The organism is Streptomyces sp. NPDC047971, from assembly GCF_040653355.1.
Taxonomy (GTDB): Bacteria; Actinomycetota; Actinomycetes; order Streptomycetales; family Streptomycetaceae; genus Streptomyces.
Genome location: NZ_JBEZNW010000001.1, coordinates 1 through 18561, shown reverse-complemented (window position 1 = coordinate 18561; position 18561 = coordinate 1). Strand labels below are relative to the sequence as shown.

20 protein-coding genes are annotated in these 18561 nt (G+C 71.6%); 15 read left to right on the top strand and 5 right to left on the bottom strand.

Going from position 1 to position 18561, the window contains the following annotated elements; translation table 11 throughout:
* Positions 1–5 precede the first annotated feature (5 nt).
* The 3 genes from AB0D99_RS00100 to AB0D99_RS00090 all read right to left on the bottom strand — a co-directional run bounded on the left by AB0D99_RS00100 (position 6) and on the right by AB0D99_RS00090 (position 1608).
* A complete protein-coding gene (locus tag AB0D99_RS00100; protein WP_362354892.1) occupies positions 6–656 on the bottom strand; it encodes a DUF305 domain-containing protein in 651 nt (216 codons plus the stop codon).
* Between the two features lie 112 nt (positions 657–768).
* A complete protein-coding gene (locus AB0D99_RS00095) occupies positions 769–1179 on the bottom strand; it encodes a DUF6153 family protein (protein ID WP_362354889.1) in 411 nt (136 codons plus the stop codon).
* A gap of 84 nt (positions 1180–1263) precedes the next feature.
* On the bottom strand, positions 1264–1608 hold the full coding sequence (locus tag AB0D99_RS00090; protein ID WP_362354886.1) for a tetratricopeptide repeat protein: 345 nt from the start codon (positions 1606–1608) through the stop codon (positions 1264–1266).
* Positions 1609–1762: 154 nt separating this feature from the next.
* Here AB0D99_RS00090 and AB0D99_RS00085 point away from each other — a divergent pair, with 154 nt between their 5' ends.
* The 7 genes from AB0D99_RS00085 (at position 1763) to AB0D99_RS00055 (ending at position 10845) form a co-directional block, all read left to right on the top strand.
* Complete coding sequence (locus AB0D99_RS00085) at positions 1763–2728, top strand: pirin family protein (protein WP_362354883.1); 966 nt, start codon at positions 1763–1765, stop codon at positions 2726–2728.
* 133 nt (positions 2729–2861) lie between these two features.
* Positions 2862–3359, top strand: a complete 498-nt coding sequence (locus AB0D99_RS00080) for an SDR family oxidoreductase (RefSeq protein WP_362355999.1) — start codon at positions 2862–2864, stop codon at positions 3357–3359.
* 164 nt (positions 3360–3523) lie between these two features.
* Complete coding sequence (locus tag AB0D99_RS00075; RefSeq protein ID WP_362354880.1) at positions 3524–5341, top strand: ABC transporter ATP-binding protein; 1818 nt, start codon at positions 3524–3526, stop codon at positions 5339–5341.
* The gene (locus tag AB0D99_RS00070; protein WP_362354877.1) at positions 5338–7077 is read left to right on the top strand and encodes an ABC transporter ATP-binding protein; all 1740 of its coding nucleotides are present in this window, start codon (positions 5338–5340) and stop codon (positions 7075–7077) included. Before AB0D99_RS00075 ends, AB0D99_RS00070 begins: the two co-directional genes overlap by 4 nt.
* A gap of 111 nt (positions 7078–7188) precedes the next feature.
* Complete coding sequence (locus AB0D99_RS00065) at positions 7189–9360, top strand: aminotransferase class III-fold pyridoxal phosphate-dependent enzyme (RefSeq protein ID WP_362354874.1); 2172 nt, start codon at positions 7189–7191, stop codon at positions 9358–9360.
* Between the two features lie 28 nt (positions 9361–9388).
* The gene (locus AB0D99_RS00060; RefSeq protein WP_362354871.1) at positions 9389–10003 is read left to right on the top strand and encodes a methyltransferase domain-containing protein; all 615 of its coding nucleotides are present in this window, start codon (positions 9389–9391) and stop codon (positions 10001–10003) included.
* A gap of 197 nt (positions 10004–10200) precedes the next feature.
* On the top strand, positions 10201–10845 hold the full coding sequence (locus AB0D99_RS00055; protein ID WP_362354868.1) for a ScbR family autoregulator-binding transcription factor: 645 nt from the start codon (positions 10201–10203) through the stop codon (positions 10843–10845).
* 85 nt (positions 10846–10930) lie between these two features.
* On the opposite strand, the gene AB0D99_RS00050 is transcribed toward AB0D99_RS00055, so the two are convergent.
* Positions 10931–11272: a YkvA family protein gene (locus AB0D99_RS00050; RefSeq protein WP_362354865.1), complete on the bottom strand. Its 342-nt coding sequence runs from the start codon at positions 11270–11272 to the stop codon at positions 10931–10933.
* Positions 11273–11512: 240 nt separating this feature from the next.
* Between AB0D99_RS00050 and AB0D99_RS00045 the strand changes: the two genes are divergently transcribed.
* The 7 genes from AB0D99_RS00045 to AB0D99_RS00015 all read left to right on the top strand — a co-directional run bounded on the left by AB0D99_RS00045 (position 11513) and on the right by AB0D99_RS00015 (position 17026).
* Positions 11513–12142, top strand: a complete 630-nt coding sequence (locus tag AB0D99_RS00045; RefSeq protein ID WP_362354862.1) for a hypothetical protein — start codon at positions 11513–11515, stop codon at positions 12140–12142.
* On the top strand, positions 12142–12903 hold the full coding sequence (locus tag AB0D99_RS00040) for a hypothetical protein (RefSeq protein ID WP_362354859.1): 762 nt from the start codon (positions 12142–12144) through the stop codon (positions 12901–12903). Before AB0D99_RS00045 ends, AB0D99_RS00040 begins: the two co-directional genes overlap by 1 nt.
* Positions 12904–13071: 168 nt before the next feature.
* Positions 13072–13758 (top strand): DUF4230 domain-containing protein, encoded by a 687-nt coding sequence (locus AB0D99_RS00035; RefSeq protein WP_362354856.1) that lies wholly within the window; start codon positions 13072–13074, stop codon positions 13756–13758.
* 91 nt (positions 13759–13849) lie between these two features.
* Complete coding sequence (locus tag AB0D99_RS00030) at positions 13850–14389, top strand: VanZ family protein (protein WP_362354853.1); 540 nt, start codon at positions 13850–13852, stop codon at positions 14387–14389.
* A gap of 95 nt (positions 14390–14484) precedes the next feature.
* Positions 14485–15438: an aldo/keto reductase gene (locus tag AB0D99_RS00025; RefSeq protein WP_362354850.1), complete on the top strand. Its 954-nt coding sequence runs from the start codon at positions 14485–14487 to the stop codon at positions 15436–15438.
* A gap of 150 nt (positions 15439–15588) precedes the next feature.
* On the top strand, positions 15589–16032 hold the full coding sequence (locus AB0D99_RS00020) for an ATP-binding protein (protein WP_362354847.1): 444 nt from the start codon (positions 15589–15591) through the stop codon (positions 16030–16032).
* A gap of 133 nt (positions 16033–16165) precedes the next feature.
* Positions 16166–17026 (top strand): RNA polymerase sigma factor SigF, encoded by an 861-nt coding sequence (locus tag AB0D99_RS00015; RefSeq protein ID WP_362354844.1) that lies wholly within the window; start codon positions 16166–16168, stop codon positions 17024–17026.
* 323 nt (positions 17027–17349) lie between these two features.
* Here AB0D99_RS00015 and AB0D99_RS00010 read toward each other — a convergent pair whose 3' ends face one another.
* Positions 17350–17796 (bottom strand): SsgA family sporulation/cell division regulator, encoded by a 447-nt coding sequence (locus tag AB0D99_RS00010; protein WP_362354841.1) that lies wholly within the window; start codon positions 17794–17796, stop codon positions 17350–17352.
* A gap of 270 nt (positions 17797–18066) precedes the next feature.
* Between AB0D99_RS00010 and AB0D99_RS00005 the strand changes: the two genes are divergently transcribed.
* The gene (locus tag AB0D99_RS00005) at positions 18067–18435 is read left to right on the top strand and encodes a PRC-barrel domain-containing protein (RefSeq protein WP_362354838.1); all 369 of its coding nucleotides are present in this window, start codon (positions 18067–18069) and stop codon (positions 18433–18435) included.
* Positions 18436–18561 lie beyond the last annotated feature (126 nt).

The window sequence follows — 18561 nt, the reverse complement described above, 5'->3', positions numbered from 1 at the left end:
GACCGTCAGAGACGGCCGAGGATCTTCCGCAGCTCCGTGATCTCGGCGGACTGCGTCCGCACCACGTCGTCGGCGAGCTTCTTCGCCGTCTCGTTGCGGCCGTCCTTCTGCTCGGCCCTCGCCATCACGACGGCGCCGTCGTGATGGGCGATCATCAGCTCGGCGAACTTCCGGTCGAAGGCCCTGCCCTTGAGGGACGCCAGGTCCTTCATGTCCTGCTCGGACATCATTCCGGCCATGTCATGACCGCCGTGGGCGCCGCCGTGACCGCCCTGAGCGGCCGACTCCGGCCTGCCCCAGCCCTTGAGCCAGGACCTCATCTTCCGGATCTCGGGATCCTGGGCCTTCTCGACGTCGGCGACGATCTTCCTGATGCCGGAGTCCTCGGCCCGTCCGTCGGCGAGCTCCGCCATCGCGAGGGCCTGCTCGTGGTGCGGGATCATCGCCTGCGCGAACGCCACGTCGGCGTCGTTGAAGGCGCCCGGGGCGCCGGAGAAGGCGGAAGGGGCGGCGGTGGGGGACGCGCTGGTCCCCGCGCCGTGGTCCATCCCGCTCGTGGAGGTACCGGAGCCGCAGGCGGAGAGCAGGAGCGCCGCGGCGGTCACGGCGCCGGCGAGCGCGAGCTTCCTGCTGGTGGGGTTGTCGAAGGCACGCATGTGTCACACCTCGTGTGCTGTCGTACGGCGTACGCGAGCGACGCGTACGCGCGGAAATGGCTGAACCGACGCTTCTGCGGGCAGCACGAAGTGCCCGCGGTGGCGGTTCGGCCTAGATCCGCAGAACGGACAGCTGGGCGAGGTCGGGAGGTATCGGCGGCGGGGCGTTCGGCCCCGGTGCGTGGGTGAGTCGGCCGAGGAGCCGAGCCGTCCAGTCGGGACGGCGCCCGAGCGCGGCGAGGACGAACCGCGCCAGCGCCCAGATGCCGAGGACCGCCACGCAGAGCGTGGTCATGTCCATATCCATGCCGCCGTCGTGGGAGGAGACCGGCGCCTCGTCGCCCGTCTGGTGGGTGGTGGCGGAGACATGCGTCATGCCGTCCGCCGCGGCGTCCGACGGGCTCTCCGGGTGGCCCACGGCGTGCATCACGAAGACGCCGAGGGCCAGCACCACCACGAGCAGCAGCTGCGCCACGGCGCCGCCCGCTCGTGTGTTGCCGCGTCCCGCTCGTCCCGTACGCACGACTCGAACCTCCCGCGACGACCTTACCCAATCGCCCCGGTCGCCTCGCGCGGGCCGTCGCCCTTCGGGGGAGCGGCCACGGGCTCAGCCGAGCTGCTCACCGGCCATCGCGGCCGCGAGCCGCAGATGGGGAGCGGCTTCGGCCGCCCGTCCCTGGCGCTCCAGGGTGCGGCCGAGCATCAGCCGGGCGTACTGCTCCACCGGGTCCCGGTCGAGGACGGCGCGCAGCTCGGTCTCGGCGCGGGAGAGCTGCGCGGAGTGGTAGTAGGCGCGGGCGAGCAGGAGGCGCTGCGCGGTCTGCTCGGGGTGCTCGGCGACCAGTCCGCGCAGGATGCGGACGGCCGTCAGGTACTCCTTCGCCTCGAAGAACAGCTGGGCGCGGTCCCAGCGCTCACCGGCTGTTCCGAACTCGTGGTACGTGTCGTTCACTTGCGCTCCCTCGTGGGATCCCTACGCTGCCGTCCGGTGGGGCGGCACTTCCGTCAACACCGTAGAGTGGTTGAAGATTCCACTACGTGGCCGCTGTGAACTTCCGTGTGGAGACACGCCCACGTCGTCCCCGGAGAGGAATAGGTTGAGCGTCATGAGCAATCTTGATCGTCAGGCCGCCCTCAGCGTCTGCGGCGGCCGCGGCTTCGTCGTCGCCGAGCCGGTACGGGAACTCCTCAGCCCCCGCCGTGTCCAGCTCGGCGAGTCGACCGAAGTCCGCCGCCTGCTCCCGAACCTCGGCCGCCGCATGGTCGGCGCCTGGGCGTTCGTCGATCACTACGGTCCCGATGACATCGCCGACGAGCCCGGGATGCAGGTCCCGCCGCACCCGCACATGGGGCTCCAGACGGTGAGCTGGCTCCATGACGGCGAGGTGCTGCACCGCGACAGCACCGGCAGCCTCGAGACGATCCGCCCGCGCGAGCTGGGTCTGATGACCTCGGGCAGGGCGATCTCGCACTCCGAGGAGAGCCCCAGGTCGCACGCCCGCTACCTGCACGGCGCACAGCTGTGGGTGGCGCTCCCGGACGCCCACCGCCACGTCGAGCCGCACTTCCAGCACCACACGACGCTCCCGCAGGTCACCGCCCCCGGCCTGACGGCCACGGTGATCATGGGCGAACTCGACGGCGCGCGGTCCCCGGGCACCACCTACAGCCCGCTGATCGGCGCCGACCTCGCCCTCGCGGCGGGCGCGGAGACGAGTCTCCCGCTGGAGCCGGACTTCGAGTACGCGGTCCTGTCGATGTCGGGCGAGGCCCACGTCGACGGCGTCCCCGTCCTCCCCGGCTCGATGCTCTACCTCGGCTGCGGCCGCACGGAGCTCCCCCTGCGGGCCCTCTCGGACGCCGGCCTGATGCTCCTGGGCGGCGAGCCGTTCGAGGAGGAGATCGTCATGTTCTGGAACTGGATCGGACGGTCCCACGAGGAGATCGCCCAGGCTCGGGAGGACTGGACGCGGGGGACGAGGTTCGGCGAGGTGAAGGGATACGACGGCGCTCCGCTGCCCGCCCCCGAACTCCCGCCCACACACCTCAAGCCGCGTGGCCGGGTCCGCTGACCCCTGCTCCGTGCCGCCGCGGTCCCCGGGTGCCGGCCCCGCGCGACGCCGCGTTCCGCGGGAGCGGTGAGCGGGGGAGGCCGACGGCCTTCCCCCGCTCACCCCGCCGTACGGACGACGCCTACGGGGCGACCTGCCGCCGTGGAGCGGACACCACCTTCGCGAACGTCTCGGCGGCGAGTTCGACGACGCGGCCTGGGACTCGGCGCTCCAGGTGAACCTGAAGGCCGTCTTCCACCTGGTCCGGTTCCTCCGGCCGCTGCTGGAGGCGGCGGCGGTCACGGGCGACCCGGCCCGAGTCGTCAACATCGGTTCCGTCGACGGGCTGCACGTACCGTCGGCGGAGATCTACTCCTACGCGGCGAGCAAGGCCGCCATGCACCATCTGACCGGGCACCTGGCCGGCCGGCTCGCTCCGCGCGTCGCGGTCAACGCCATCGCGCTCGGCCCCTTCGAGTCGGACATGCTGCAGGAGTCGCTGGCCGCCGAGATCGGCCTGGGTTCCCCCATGCGCCGGCCCGGTGGCCTCGACGACCTCGCGGGCATCATCCAGTTCCTGGGTTCCCGGGGTTCGGCGTACCTGACCGGCACGGTCATCCCCTTCGACGGCGGCCTGTCGATCACCCGGTAGGCGGGGGAGAACGGCACGGAAAAAGGAAACGGGTCAATCAGCCTGTTTCTTGGTAGGTTGGTGGACGTGGACATGGCCTGCCAGGCCCATGTCCACGAGCTCCAACTGTTCTGGCGGCCGGCCGGAGCGGGGGGTCGACGTCGACGGAAGGTGACAGGGACGCGATGAAATCGGAGCAGGCGCAACCGTTGGAAGCAGTGGGTCTCGGAGAGTTATTGCGCCCCGTCACCTCGCGACTGGGCGCGGCGATCGGGCTGCAGGCCGTCGGGGCCGTGGTCGCCGTCGTGCCGTTCGCCGCGGTGGCGGAACTGGCGAGGGTGCTCCTGGTGGAAGGCCCGGTCGACAGGGGCGCGGCATGGACCGTCGCCGCCGTGGCGGGCGGCGCGCTGATGCTGTGGCTGGTGCTGAACACCGCGGCGGGAGCGCTCGCCCATGCCGCGGACCTGGACTTCCAGCTCTCGGTGCGACGCCGGTTGGTCGACCGGCTCGGCCGGGTGCCACTGGGATGGTTCACCGATCGCGGAGCCGGCGGCATCGGCAAAGCGGTGCAGCACGACGTGGACACCATGCACCACCTGGTGGCCCACTCCCTGCTGAACCTCACCGCGAGCGTGGTCACACCGCTGGCGACCCTGGTCTACCTCTTCGTGGTGGACTGGCGGATGGCGTTGATCCTGATGATCCCGCTGGTCATCGGCATCGCGCTGTTCATCAAGATGATGGTGAGTCTGGACGCGCAGACCGCCGCCTACGAACAGGCCCAGGAGCGCATCGTCTCCAGGGTCATCGAGTTCGTCGAGGGCATCGCCGTGGTCAAGATGTTCGGGCAGGCCCGGCGGGCGCACCGTCAGTACGCGCAGGCCGCCGACGACTTCACGACCTTCTTCATCGCCTGGATCTCCAAGGGCTACCGGGCCACCGCGGCCTCGGCCCTGATCCTCGGACCCGTCAGCATTCTGCTCACCGTCCTGGTCGGCGGAACGGCCCTCGTCACCTCCGGTTCCCTGGACCCGCTCGACCTGCTGCCGTTCGCCATCCTGGGCCTGAGCGTGGCCGCCCCGCTGCAGGCTCTCGACTTCCACGGCCACGACATGGAGATGGCCGGGGCGGCGGCCAAGCGCGTGGGCGCCCTGCTCGCCGCTCCGGAACTGGCCGTCCCCGCCTCACCCCGGCGGCCGGAGACCGACGGCGGCGTCCGGGTGGAGCTGTCCGGTGTCGAGTTCGCCTACGACGCGGACCGGCCGGTCCTCAGCGGCATCGACCTGGCCCTCGAACCCGGCAGCGTGACCGCCCTCGTGGGCAGCTCCGGTTCGGGCAAGACGACACTGGCGAAGCTGCTGCCCCGGTTCTTCGACCCGACCGCGGGCACCGTGACGGTCGGCGGCGTGGACCTGCGCGACATCGACCCCGACCAGCTCTACCGGCTGGTGTCGTTCGTCCTGCAGGACGTGCAGCTGCTCGACGCCACCGTGCGGGACAACATCCGGCTCGCCCGTCCCGACGCGGACGACGAGACGGTGCGCCGCGCCGCGCGCGCGGCCGCCATCGACCAGCGCATCGAGGAACTGCCGGACGGCTACGACGCGATGGTGGGCACGGACGTCCGCTTCTCCGGCGGCGAGGCGCAGCGGATCTCCATCGCCCGGGCGATTCTCGCGGACACCCCGATCGTGGTGCTCGACGAGGCGACCGCCCACGCCGACCCCGAATCGGAGGCGCAGATCCAGGACGCGCTCTCGGAACTGGCCGTGGGGCGCACCGTGCTCGTCGTCGCGCACCGGCTGGCGTCGGTGGTCGGCGTCGACCGCATCGTGGTCCTCGAACAGGGCCGGATGGTCGAGCAGGGCACGCACGAGGAACTGCTCGCCGCCGGGGGCCGCTACCAGCGGATGTGGAACCTGCAGGAACAGGCGGGCACCGAGGGGCCCGACGACCACGACGCCTACGCCGGCGCCGGCATCGCGAAGGAGGAGGGGCGATGATCCGTCGACTGTTCACCGCACTGGGCCCGAAGCACGACCGCGCGCTGCGCAGGCTGCTGGCCTGGTTCACCCTCGCCGCCGTACTCCAGGGCGTCGCGTTCGTCATGCTCGTCCCCGCCCTGCGGGAACTGCTCGGCGACGAACCGGAACGGGCCTGGCCGTGGGTGATCGCCCTCGCGGTCCTGTGGCTCGGCTTCGCGGCGGTGAGTTACCCGGCGACACTGGCCGGATACGGCACGGGCGCGGACATGAGCCGTGACCTGCACCACCGGATCGGAGACAAGGTCGCCCAGCTCCCGCTGGCCTGGTTCACCCCCGACCGCGTCGGCGGACTCGGGCGCCTGGCCTCGCAGCGCGTGGTCGACATCATGGGCGTGCCCGCCCACCTGTTGCACCAGTTGGTCGACACCTTCGTCACACCCGCCGTCGTGGTGCTGGCCATGTTCCTCTTCGACTGGCGGCTGGCCCTGTCGATGACCGTCGCCGGGATCGCCGTGGCGCTGGTGTACCGGGTGGCGGGCCGCGGCATGGCGGCGGCCGACCAGGAGGCGGACCGCATCCACGCCGACGCGGCCGTGCGGATCGTGGAGTTCGCCCGCGCCCAGCCGGTGCTCCGGGCCTTCGGCCGCACGGCGCAGGGGCACGCCGCGCTCGACGACTCGCTGGTCGCGCAGCACGCGGCCGGCCGGCGCATGCTGCGCGCCGGCATGCCCGGCCTGGTCTGGCTCGCCTTCATCGCGCAGGCGTCGTTCCTCGTGCTGCTGGCACTCGGAACCCGCCTGGCGCTCGGCGGATCGATCGAGGCGGCCGAGTTCATCGCCCTGCTCGTGCTGTCGGCCCGGTTCGTCGAGCCCATCATGCTCACCTCCGAACTGGGCGGCGCCATCCGGGTGGCCGAGAACGCGCTGACCGAGATCAACGAGCTGATCGACACCGAGACGCTGCCCGAACCGCGGACGTCGCGCCGGGCGGACGGCGCCGACATCGAACTCGACGACGTGCGCTTCGGCTACCACGGCTCCACGGTCCTGGACGGACTGTCGATGCGGGTGCCGCAGGGCCGGATGACCGCGCTGGTGGGTCCGTCCGGCGCCGGAAAGACGACCGTGATCCGGCTGATCGCGCGGTTCTTCGACCCGGACGCGGGCGCGGTACGCGTCGGCGGGGTCGATGTGCGCGAGATGCGCAGCGAGGACCTCACCTCCGTCATCTCGGCCGTGTTCCAGGACGTCTACCTCTTCGACGGAACGATCCTGGAGAACGTCCGTCTCGGCAGGCCCGACGCGACCGACGAGGAGGTCTACGCCGCGGCCCGCACGGCGCGCGTCGACCAGATCGCGGACCGGCTGCCGGGCGGCTGGGACGCGCCCGTCGGAGAGGGCGGCAGCCGACTCTCCGGCGGTGAGCGCCAGCGCATCTCGATGGCGCGCGCCCTGCTCAAGGACACCCCGATCGTGCTGTTCGACGAGGCGACCGCGGCACTGGACGCCGAGAACGAGCACGCCCTGCAGGAGGCGATGTCGGAACTGGCCCGGGACCGTACCGTCCTGGTGATCGCGCACCGGCTCCACACCCTGCGCGAGGCGGACCACATCATCGTGCTCGGCGACGGCCGGGTCGTGGAGGAGGGCGTCCACGACGACCTCGTCGCACGCGACGGCCGGTACGCGCACTTCTGGCGGGAACGCCGCCGTGCGCAGGGCTGGCACCTCGCCAAGTCCGCGGCGGTGCGCTGACCGCGGCTCCCCGACCGGACACGGGCGGCGCAGGCGCCTGCGCCGCCCGTGTCCCTCACACCCGTTCCCTTTCCCACTTCCCGTAGTGATCAGCGAATCCGAGGAGCATCCGTGGAGCGACAGTCGACCGAGGGCTCGGTGTTCAGACCTGCGACCACCGGTCTGCTGGACCGAATAGAGCGCCGCATCACCGATCAGACGTGCACCTTTCTGACGTCCAGCAACTACATGAACGAGGCCAGCACCAAGCTGGCCTACCTCATCAGCTCGTCGCTCACGGCGCGCGGTGGCGCCCCGCTGTACCGAAGCTTCCTCATCAACTCGACGGTCGAGGCGCTCTCCGGCGCGATGAAGCTGGCCCGGCAGACCTCCGTGCGCCACAAGCGGCACGACGGCGGCTGGATCCTGATGATCGACGCGAAGGGCGTCTTCGCGCCCTTCGTCGACCCCACCGCCAAGGGCGTGGAGCGAGCCATGACCCCGCACGTCGTGGTCGTGCCCGGCGCCGCGCAGGCGATGGAGGCGTTACCGGAGCACCCCTGGTCGGCCGTCGTGGTCGTACGCGACGGATCGGCCGGCACGTCGGCGGCCGAACTGGAACCGCTGCTCAAGACCGTCCGCTCCCAGGGCGGGATGGTCGTGCTCTGCGACAGCGAACTCGAACTCGGCGACGTCAGCCTCTTCACCGGACCGCTGGGCGCCGACGTGATCGTCTACGGGGAGGGCATCGGTGGACACCAGGTGCCGTTCGGCTGCTTCACCATGACGGAGCAGGCGTACGAGATCTGGAACAACGACGTCGACTGCTACGCCCAGACCTCCACCTTCGGCGGCAACACCTTCTGTGCCGAGGTCGTGCTGGCGACCCTCGACGAGTACGGGCTGATCAGCCCCGAACAGCGCAGGACACTGGCGGAGATCGACGCCGACCGGGACACGATGCGCGCGTACTGGGCGCGGTACATCAACCCCTCCATGGCCAGGATGGAGATGATCGTCGGCATGCACCTGGAGGTCGAGCGCGCGAGCGGCGCCCGGCTGCGACTCGACGACGGACGCGAGATCCTGGACTGCTGCGGCGGATTCGGCAGCAACTTCCGCGGGCACAACCCGCCCGACGTCCCCGCCGAAGTGCTCGCGGTCCACGATCCGGAGCACGACTACTACGCGGACCTCGAAGAGTTCCTCACCGGGCTGACCGGCTTCGCCAAGGCGTTCCCCGCGGTCAGCGGGGCGACCGCGGTCGACCAGGCCGCCGCCCTCGCGATGCTGGCCAACCCGACCCGCACCAAGGTGGTCACCTTCACCGGCAACTTCGCCGGGAAGTCCTTGTTCGCCATCAACCTGAGCAAGGAGGGCCCGCAGGTCACCGAATCCGACAAGGACGCCTTCCGCCCCTACTACCACGACCTGGTCTACATCGACCCGTTCGCCGACGACGCGGTCCACCGACTCCAGCAGGTGCTCTCCTCCGGAGAGGTCGCGCTGGTGTGGTTCGAGGCCATCCGCGGCGGCATGTGCCAGCGCCTGCCGGAGCCCGTCCTGCGCACGGTCGAGCGGCTGCGCGGCACGGGCGGCTACCTGATCGGTGTCGACGAGGTGCTGTCCGGCGGCTGGCGCACCGGGAACGACTACCTCGCCCACGAACAGATGCTGGGCCACGTCGACCTGGTGGCGATCGGCAAGGCCATGACCGACATGCTCTTCCCGGTCTCCTCGGTGCTGTGCACCCAGGAGGTGTACGACCGGGCCATGGCGACGGACGCCGGCCAGGTCTCCATGCGCGGACGGTACTTCCGCAACGGACTGGGCGCACACATCGCGCACCACGCCCTGCGGCAGATGAGCGACCCGGCCGCGCGCGAGCGGGCGGTGGCGGCCCAGCGCGTCCTCGAATCCGGGATCCGGCGCATCGCCGAGGAATCACCCCTCTTCGGGAAGGTCGAGGGCCGGGGAGCGATGCTGCGCCTCCGGCTGAACGACACCTACTTCCCCTTCGGCAGGTCCACGTTCGGCGTGCTGCTCGAAATGGCGGCGGCGCAGATGGTCTTCGAGCGCAGCGGGATCTTCGTGTTCATGCTGCGCTTCCTGCACCGCACCATGACGACCGAGGAGGACGCCCGCGAGGTGGTCCGCCGGCTGGAAGCGGGAATGCGCGGCGTCCGGCCTCGGCACCTGTACCGCTTCATGGCGAGCAGGATGCTCTACGCGATGTCGGCGCGGAGGCTCTCCGGCCTGGTGGCCGGACGGCTCGCCCGGCCCCGATACGTCACCGGCAAGTGAGAACACGGACCGAGAGAGGGCGGAGCTGATGGTCGGCAAGCAGGAGAAGTGGCGCGCGTACTGGGACAAGATGGCGGCGGGCTACGACAAGGACATGAAGTTCTGGGACCGGCTCCTCTACGAGGGTCAGCGGGAATGGGTGTGCGGCCGGGCGGAGGGAGAGGTGCTGGAGGTCGCGATCGGGACCGGTCTCAACCTGCCCTTCTACCCGTCCGGCATCAGACTGACCGGCATAGACATCAGCGACAGGATGCTGGAGGCGGCGCGAGCGCGCGCCGACGAACTGGGGCGTGAGGTCGATCTGCGCACGGGCGACGCCCACCGGCTCCCCTTCGAGGACGAGACCTTCGACACGGTCGTCTGCACGCTGAGCATGTGCGCCATTCCCGACGTGGACCGGGCGATGCGCGAGATCCACCGGGTGCTGCGTCCCGGCGGCCGGTTCGTCTGCATCGACCACGTGGTGAGCCCCAACCGGCTGCTCCGGGGCATCCAGGGGATCATCGAGCGGTTCAGCGTGCCGTCGGCGGGTGAGCATCTGCGCCGCCGCCCGATCGAGAACGTCCGCGCGACGGGCTTCGACATCAAGGAGTCGGACCGCCTCAAGGGCGGGCACGTGGAGCGCCTGGTCGCCACCAAGTAGCCCTGGGCCGCGAAGGGCGCGGGCGGCGGAAGGGGAGTGCACGGGCGGAGGGCGGGGCGACGTACGGTTCGGGCACGGGCGCCGTCGGCCCGGGCCCCGCGGTACGTGTGGCGCACCCATGTCGAGGGCCGGTGAGATCGGTCCGGATAGGTTTGAGCGATGTCGACAACAGTTGCCCCGTTGGGAGGGTCCAACGGATGAGAGAAGTTCAGCAGGAACGGGCGTTCGCGACCCGGCAGCACATCATCGAGAGCGCCGCGGCCGTCTTCGACACCGCGGGGTTCGCCGGTGCGAGCCTCGGCCGGATCATCGAGCGGGCCGGGACGACCAGAGGTGCGCTGCACTTCCACTTCCCGGCCAAGGAGGCTCTCGCCAAGGCGGTGCTCAACGAGCACAACAGCCGGATGACCGCCGTCGTGGAGGAGATCACCCGAAGCGACAGGAGCGCGCTGGAACAGATCGTGGTGATCTCCCGGACGACCGCGCGGATGATCGACAAGGACGTCATCGTGCGGGCCGGCACCCGGCTGCTGATGGAGCTCACCTACACCGGCGAACTGCCCGTCGCGTACCGGATGTGGATCGACGCCTGCGAGAACATGGTCCGCCAGGCCATCGAGGACGGTGACATCGTGCCGACGGTCTCACCGGACGCCGTGGCCTACCTCGTCATCTCCGGCCTGGCCGGCATCCAGATGGTCTCCTCGGTCCTCACCGGCCGCAGCGACCTGGACCAGCGGGTCGACGAGATGTGGGAGGTGCTGCTCCTCGGTCTCGTTCCGGCCGACCGCCGGTGGAAGGTGGACGGTCTGATGAAGTCCGCGCCCCACGACCGGACATGACACGGCGAAGCCGCCCGGCGCCCGTGCGGGGCCGGGCGGCCGCACCCGAAGGACCGGTCGCGCCGGCCGGGACCGGGTGTCGTCGTCACCGGCGCGGGGGCGTCTTCGGCGGACCGCCGACCGGGGCCTCCGTGCCCGTCCGCAGCCTCCCGGGCTCCGCGCCGCTCCTGGCGGCCGCCGCGTGCAGCGCCCGCAGGGCGACCAGGAGCACGCCGATGTCGTCCAGGTAGACCGGGTCGGGGATCAGGTCGACCGGCGAGACGGTGTACACCACGGCGACCCAGAACAGGGCCTTGGGCTGCAGCGGGACGTCGGCGTCCAGCAACAGCCTGCGGGCCCGGAAGACACGTACGAGCAGAACGGCCGCGAATCCCGCCACCACGAGCACGAGAACCACGGCCACGATGAGCCAGAGGGCGCTGTCCATACTGCTCTCCTACCCCCGGAACGCCCCGGGTGCGCAGATCGTCCGCAGAAGTCCCAGGGTACGACGCCGGCCCGCCGGCCCGCGTCGGAGGCCGCCCGCCCCGGCGCTCCCCCGTCCGCCACTCCGGCGACAACGGCACGGTTCGTGTTTGACCGCCGGAGAAGCGGCAAGCCGAACCGACAGGCGCCCAGCAAGCAGTGACGAACAGCCAACCAGGAGTCACGATCCAGGAAGGCAGCCATGTCGACCCTGACCGCAGTTCTCATCATCGCGGCGTCGGTCGCCGCGCTACTGGCGGCCGGTGTCCTGCTCCGGGCCCGTATGGGCACGGGCGGCGACACACGCTCCCTCAAGCGACGCTTCGGCGCCGAGTACGACCACACCCTCGAACGGCACGGCGGCGACAGCGAGTCCGCCCACCGCGACCTGCGCGAGCGGGCCGAGCGGTACGGCGGCATCCGCCCCCTGCCGCTGGAGCCCACGGTCCGCGAGCACTACACCGCTCAATGGACCACGATCCAGGAGCGCTTCGTCGACTCGCCGCGGCAGGCCGTGGCCGACGCCGACGACCTCCTGACACGGATCGCCGCCACGCGCGGCTTCCCGGACGCCGACCGGCTCGACGAGCAGCTCGCCGCCCTGTCGGTGCACCATCCGGACCATGTGGAGGGCCTGCGCGCGGTACGCCGAGCGGTGCACGCCGAGTCCTCCTCCACCGAGGCGTCGCGGGAGGCCCTGGTCCGGGCCCGCGCCCTGTTCGAGGACCTGACAGCGGCCGGGAGGCCGACCGGTACGCAGGCCGTCCGGCCGCGCTCGGCGCCCGGGCGGAACCTCGGGCAACTCCTGAAGCCGAAGGGAAGTGGCGCGTGATGGCACGCGAGAACCGTGACCGGTGGACGGCGGGCGGGGCCGACGGAGACGCGGGCCGCGAGTCCGCGCCCCCGGAGGCGGCCGGCGGACCGGCGCCCGCCGGACGCGGGGGAGCCCCGTCCGTGGCCGTACCCGCCCAGCGCGCCGGCCATCCCGTGACGCCCCCGGCACCACCGGTCGCCCCGCCGCCGCCCCCACCTCCGGCGATGCCCCTCTCGCCGTCCCCGCAGTCCGCAGTCCCGCCCGGCGACCCCGGTGCCACGGGCCGGAGCGGCGGGAGCCGCACGCAGGCTCCCGCGGCATCCCCCGCCGCGCCGCGCGGACGGGACACGGCGGACCTCTCGGGCCACAGCGCCGCCCACGGCGACGGCCGGGACTCCGGCCACGGAGCCGGGGCCGAGCCGGGCGCCGGCGGCAGGGTCGACCCCGCGCCGGGTCCGGGCGACGGGCCCGCAGCCGACGGCGACGGCGAGCACACCGGACACCTGCTCGGCGACGGCGAACGTGACCGGCTCGGACAGCGGCTGCACCACGCGCTCGCGGGGTTCGTCGACTCGCCGCACGATGCGGTCGCCGAGGCGGCCGAGGTCCTCGCAGCGGCGGAGCGCGAGCTCATCACCTCCCTCAGGGACCGCCGCCACGCGCTGCGGGAGGGCTGGCGGGAGAACGGCGACCCGGACGACCCCGGCCCCGACACCGAGCAGCTCCGGCTCACCCTGCGGAGCTACCGCGAGGTGATGGAGCGGCTGCTCCGGGCATGACCCGGCGTCACCCACCGCGACGGACCGCGGAACACAGAAGCCCCCTGGCCCAGGGGGCTTCTGTCGTGCCGGGCCACGGCTCGGGAACCATCCGTACCGGTAGGCCCAACCAGCCCCAGAACAGGGCAGGTCGGGAGTGAGGGCGCGCGGGCGGGGCACCAGCGAGACATGCGAGAAGACGCAGAAGACACGCCTCCGCGCACCACTCCGCCACGTGACAGGGCCCCGCGCAGGTGGTCCGCCGTCGCCGCCGTGCTCGTCGTGCTCTCCCTGGTCCTCTTCCTCCTGGGACGGTTCGTCCACGTGCCGGGACTGGACGACGTGTTCGGGGTCGACACGCACGACCGCTCCGGCCCCGCGGTGCTGAAGTCCATCCAGGACATGCACCGGTACGAGGGCGCCGCGGGCAACTACCAGGTCGTGGTCGACCTGGAGAAGGACGCCCGGCTGCTGCCCGACTCGATCCGCGGCACGCGCACGCTCTTCGTCGCGAGCGGCAGCGTGGCCGCCTACGTCGACTTCGGCGGCATCCGCCAGGGCAGCGTGACCGTCGACGAGAAGCGCACCACCGCCACCATCCGTCTGCCCCGCGCACGGCTCGCCGAGCCGTCCGTCGACCCCAAGCGCTCCTACACCGTCTCGAAGCAGCGCGGACTGATCGACCGACTGGGCGACCTGTTCTCCGACAACCCGGCCGACGAGCGCGCCGTGCACATCCTCGCCGCCGACCGCATCGGCGCCGCCGCGAAGGAGAGCGATCTGACGCGGCGTGCGGAGAAGAACACCACGTCGATGCTCCAAGGTCTGCTCCGCGGCCTCGGCTTCGAGCACGTCACCGTCACGTACTCGGCATAGCCGGCTCCGTACCGGCCATGCGGGAACCCGGGTGTCCGGACCCCCATCGGGGGTACCCGTGACCCCCATGAAGAACTCCGGAGTTGGGGCCATGACGTCACGTATCGGATGGGGCCGCGTCACGACCGAGCGGCAGCCGAAGGAGAAGACAGAGAAGCCGGGGCGCTTGGTCCGTCTGGGCGTCACCGTGCTGGCCCTCGCCGCGATGGTGGCCTTCGGCGTCGTCCTCGCCCGGCTGACCCTCCAGCCGTCGCCGGCCTCGGAGGCGCTCACCCACACCAACCTCTCGCCGGGGGACTCGATCCGCGCCTACCTCGGCCAGCCGGCCTTCCGGGACACCGTCAAACAGCTCGGCGGCAACATCCTCCTGGGTGTGCCGTTCGGCCTGCTGCTCCCGGTCATGTCCCCCCGCAGCCGTGGTTTCGTACGGATCACCCTGCTGACGGTGGCGACGATGCTCCTGGTCGAACTGGTCCAAGGAGCCCTGATCACGGGGCGGGCCTTCGACATCGACGACGTGATCCTCAACACCGCGGGCGCGCTGCTCGGCTACGCCCTCGTGGGCCGCCGCCTGGGCAGGGCGGTGTATCCGCGGCGCCGGGCCCGATGGTGGTCGCGGCGCCGCGCCTGACCCGGCTGCCCGCGACGGGTCCCGTTCCCCCGGGCGGGGGAGGACCCCGCCACCGGCCCCGGCGCCCTCTCGCGCGCGTGTGCGAGAGTGGCCCGGTGACCACTCCCGAGAAGACCGACCACCGCCTCCTCTTCGGCTGCATGGGCCTGGGGGGCGGATGGGACACGGAGCCCCCCACGGCCGCCGACATCGACGCGGCGGAGGCCGCCGTGCGGGCGGCGCTGGACAGCGGCATCACCGCCTTCGACCATGCCGACATCTACCGGCACGGCAAGTCGGAAGCGGTCTTCGGCGAGGTCCTGGCCCGCTCGGCCGGACTGCGCGAGCGGATCACCCTGCAGACCAAGTGCGGCATCCGTCTGGCCGAAGGGACCCGCCCCGGCCTGTACGACCTGCGAGGCTCCTCCATCGTCCGCGGGGTCGAGGAGAGCCTGCGGCGGCTGCGCACCGACGTCCTCGACGTCCTCCTGCTGCACCGCCCCGATCCGCTGGCCGACCCCGCCGACATCGGCGAAGCCCTGACCTCGCTCCACCGGCAGGGACTCGTCCGCCGCTTCGGTGTCTCGAACATGAACGCCGCGCAGATCGCACGGCTCCAGGCCCACATGGACCTGCCGCTCGTGGCCGACCAGCTGGAGATGAGCCTGCACCGGCGGGCCTGGCTCGAGGACGGCGTCCTCGTCAACACGCCCGAATCCGCGGCCAACGGATTCCCCGCCGGCACCGTCGAGCACTGCCTCACCCACGGCATCGGGCTCCAGGCGTGGGGGGCGCTCGCCCAGGGCCGCTACACCGGAGCGCAGCAGACCCCGGAGGAGACGGCCACGGCCGCGCTGGTGACCTCGCTCGCCGAGGCCAAGGGCACCACACCGGAGACGATCGTCCTCTGGTGGCTGCGCCGCCATCCGGCCCGTATCACCCCCGTCATCGGCACGTCGAACCCGGAGCGGATCCGTGCCTGCCGGGACGCCGCGACCAGAGAGCCCGACCTGAGCCACGACGAGTGGTACGCCCTGTGGGTGTCGGCACGCGGCGCCGCCCTGCCGTAGCCGCCCCGGGACGCGGTTCCGCGGGCGCCGTCCCGGCGACGGCGTGGCGCCCCACCTCGTACTCGTCGGAGGCGGGGGTGTGGACCGGCGCTCAGCGGAAAGGCGAGGGAGAGGACAGGAAGGCGAAGGTCACGCACGGGAGGAGCGGCGATGAGTCAGGTGATCACGAGGCGAAGCGCGATGTGTCGGCCGTCGCTGTCGGCGAGCGTGTCCTACGAGGGCACCGACATGGACGACCGGATGATCGCCTCGGCCCGTGACTTCGCGGCCGACTTCCTCACCGCCGTGCCGGCCGCCGGTGGCGACCCGGTGTCCGACGAGCGCGTCGACATGGCACGCCTGGTGGTCAGCGAACTGGTGACCAACGCGGTCCGGCACGCGCCGGGCCCCTGCCGGATGCTCCTCGAATGGTTCGAGGACGCCCTGGACATCTCGGTGGCCGACGGGCTCGACGCCGCTCCCGTGGCCCGGCCCCCCGACCCTCAGCGCATCGGACAGCACGGGCTGGAGATCGTGATGGCGGTCTGCGAGAGCGTGAGCGTGGAGCCGCAGCCCTACGGGAAGCGCGTCCGGGCCCGTCTCTCCCTCGCGTGACACCCCTCGGCGAGGCGCTTCGGCCGGGGCTCTCGAACCGGTGAGGAATTCCCTGACATGCTCCGCGGAAGTCGGGGTAGGCGAAGACCTCACGGGGGCAACCGTTGCCAACCGACGAGAGAAGGTCATCAGAGTGCCGACTGAGGTGACGACGGAGACGAGGGCTGGCGTAGAGGCGGGGCCGGAGGACCTTCCCGTCCTCGATTCGCCCCGCAAGGTCGCTCCGAAGGACGCGCGCGAGCTGTCGAAGGTGTTCTTCGACAAGCTGGCGGAGTTGGAGGAGGGGACGCACGAGTACCAGTACGCGCGCAACACGCTGATCGAGATGAACATGTCGCTCGTCCGCTACGCGGCAGGCCGCTTCCGGGGGGCCCGCGGGGACGAGATGGAGGACATCGTCCAGGTCGGCACCATCGGTCTGATCAAGGCCATCGACCGCTTCGACCTCTCCCGGCAGGTGGAGTTCACCAGCTTCGCCATCCCCTACATCGTCGGTGAGATCAAGCGCTTCTTCCGTGACACCTCCTGGGCGGTCCACGTGCCGCGCCGGTTGCAGGAAGCGCGGCTGGAGCTGGCGAAGGCGACCGAGGAGCTGAGCTCGCGGTGCGGACGCGCACCGACCGTGGCCGAGCTGGCGAGCCTGATGAACCTCAGCGAGGACGAGGTGATCGAGGCGCGCATCGCTTCCAACGGGTACAACTCCGCGTCGCTCGACGCCGCCATAGGCCCCGACGGCGAGGACGACGCCTCACCGCTCGCCGACTTCATCGGCGTGGAGGACGAGGCGCTCGAACTCTTCGAGGACTTCCACACACTCGCGCCGCTGCTCGTCCAACTCGACGACCGCAGTCGCAGGATCCTGCACCTGCGGTTCGTCGAAGAGCTGACGCAGTCGGAGATCGGCAGTGAGCTCGGCATCTCCCAGATGCACGTCTCCCGACTGCTCTCCCGCAATCTGGCGCTCCTGCGCAAGGGCATGCTCGACGAGTCGTAGCACGGTTCGACCCCGACGGGTGCCCCTGGCGGAACGGCCTCACCGACCCCCTTCCGGTGAGGCCGTTCCGTGTGGTGAAGAGGTGGAGCGGGTCACGGGCTCGGGCCGCCCGGCCACTCACGGGAGGCCGCGGCGCCTCACCGTCCTCCCCTCCCACGCTCTCCGCACACCGGCTCGGCCGCGAGGCGGCGGTGAGGGCGACGGCGCCGGCGGCGAGAGCGGCAACCGACCCACGCGGCAGCCCGGTTGTCGCCGTCGCCATCGCCGTCGCCGCCGTCGAGGCGCCGGCGAGCACCCTCCGCCCGTACGGGCGGAGGACCGCCCTACGGGCGCGCGAAGAGCTGAGAGGTCTCGGCCGCCCAGTCGATCCGGTCGGCCTCCTCTCCCTCGGCCACGGCGGCGTAGGTGCCGCCCAGCCAGTTCCGCAGGCCCGCGCGGTCGATGTCGACCACGGCGAACGCCCCGACCGGGCCCAGCCGCATGCGGACCCGGCCTTCCCTGCCACCGCGGCGCAGCGGCCAGAGCCGGACGTCGCCCTCGCCGCTCAGGACGCGGGTCCCCGAGCGCAGCAGCTCCCGGGAGAAGGTCCATTCGACGGCCCTGCCCTGCGGCCGCCGGAAGGTCACGCGTACCGCCCAGGGGTCGCCGGGGTCGTAATGGAACGTGGCCCCGACGGGCAGCGAGATGCCTCCGTGGACCTGACGGACGGTCGTGTGCCACGACCGTGTCGGGGACGGCTGGGCGGTTTCGTGCGGGTTCGACTCGGTCATCGTCACCGGTTCCGTCGCGGAGGGCGCGCCGCGGTGCGAGCGGCGCCGTACCTTCGGCTCGTAACCCGGGACGGGGATTTCACGCGTCCTCGCCGGAACGGGGCCGGGATCGTTCGCCCGAGGCCGTGCGGCGAGATCCGGAGGAGTGAGCCGGCGCGGCCGGGGCAGGCGACCCTCAGGCGGGGAACGCACCCGCCGCGCAGGACACACGGAAGAGGAGGACGGCGGACATCCGCCGGCCCTCCTTGCCACCGGAGGAGTTGTTTTCGCGTGACTGAGCACCCGTGGAGCTACACATCGACCTCGGGCCATCTGGCCGGCACCCGCTTGACCGGCTACAAGGTCGAGGCGATCGACGGCAGCATCGGGAAGGTGGACAAGCACTCCGACGAGGTCGGTGACGCCTATCTGGTCGTGGACACCGGGGTCTGGATCTTCGGCAAGGAAGTCCTGCTTCCGGCCGCCACCGTGGTGCGGATCGACGTGGAGGAGCGGAAGATCTTCGTCGACCGGACGAAGGAGCAGATCAAGGACGCTCCCGAGTTCCACCGCGACAAGCACCTCGAGGACCGCGACTACCGCCATGAGCTGAGCATGTACTACGGACTGGGAGGTCCCTTCGGGGGCCCGATGGTCTGAACCGGCGGGAACGCGGGGCCCGGACTCGACGAGTCCGGGCCCCGCGCCGGGGTGGGGCCCGGCCCCCACGCCGGGCGGGCCCACCACACGCGCGGCAAGCACAGGAGCCCCGGGCCGCCCCCCCGA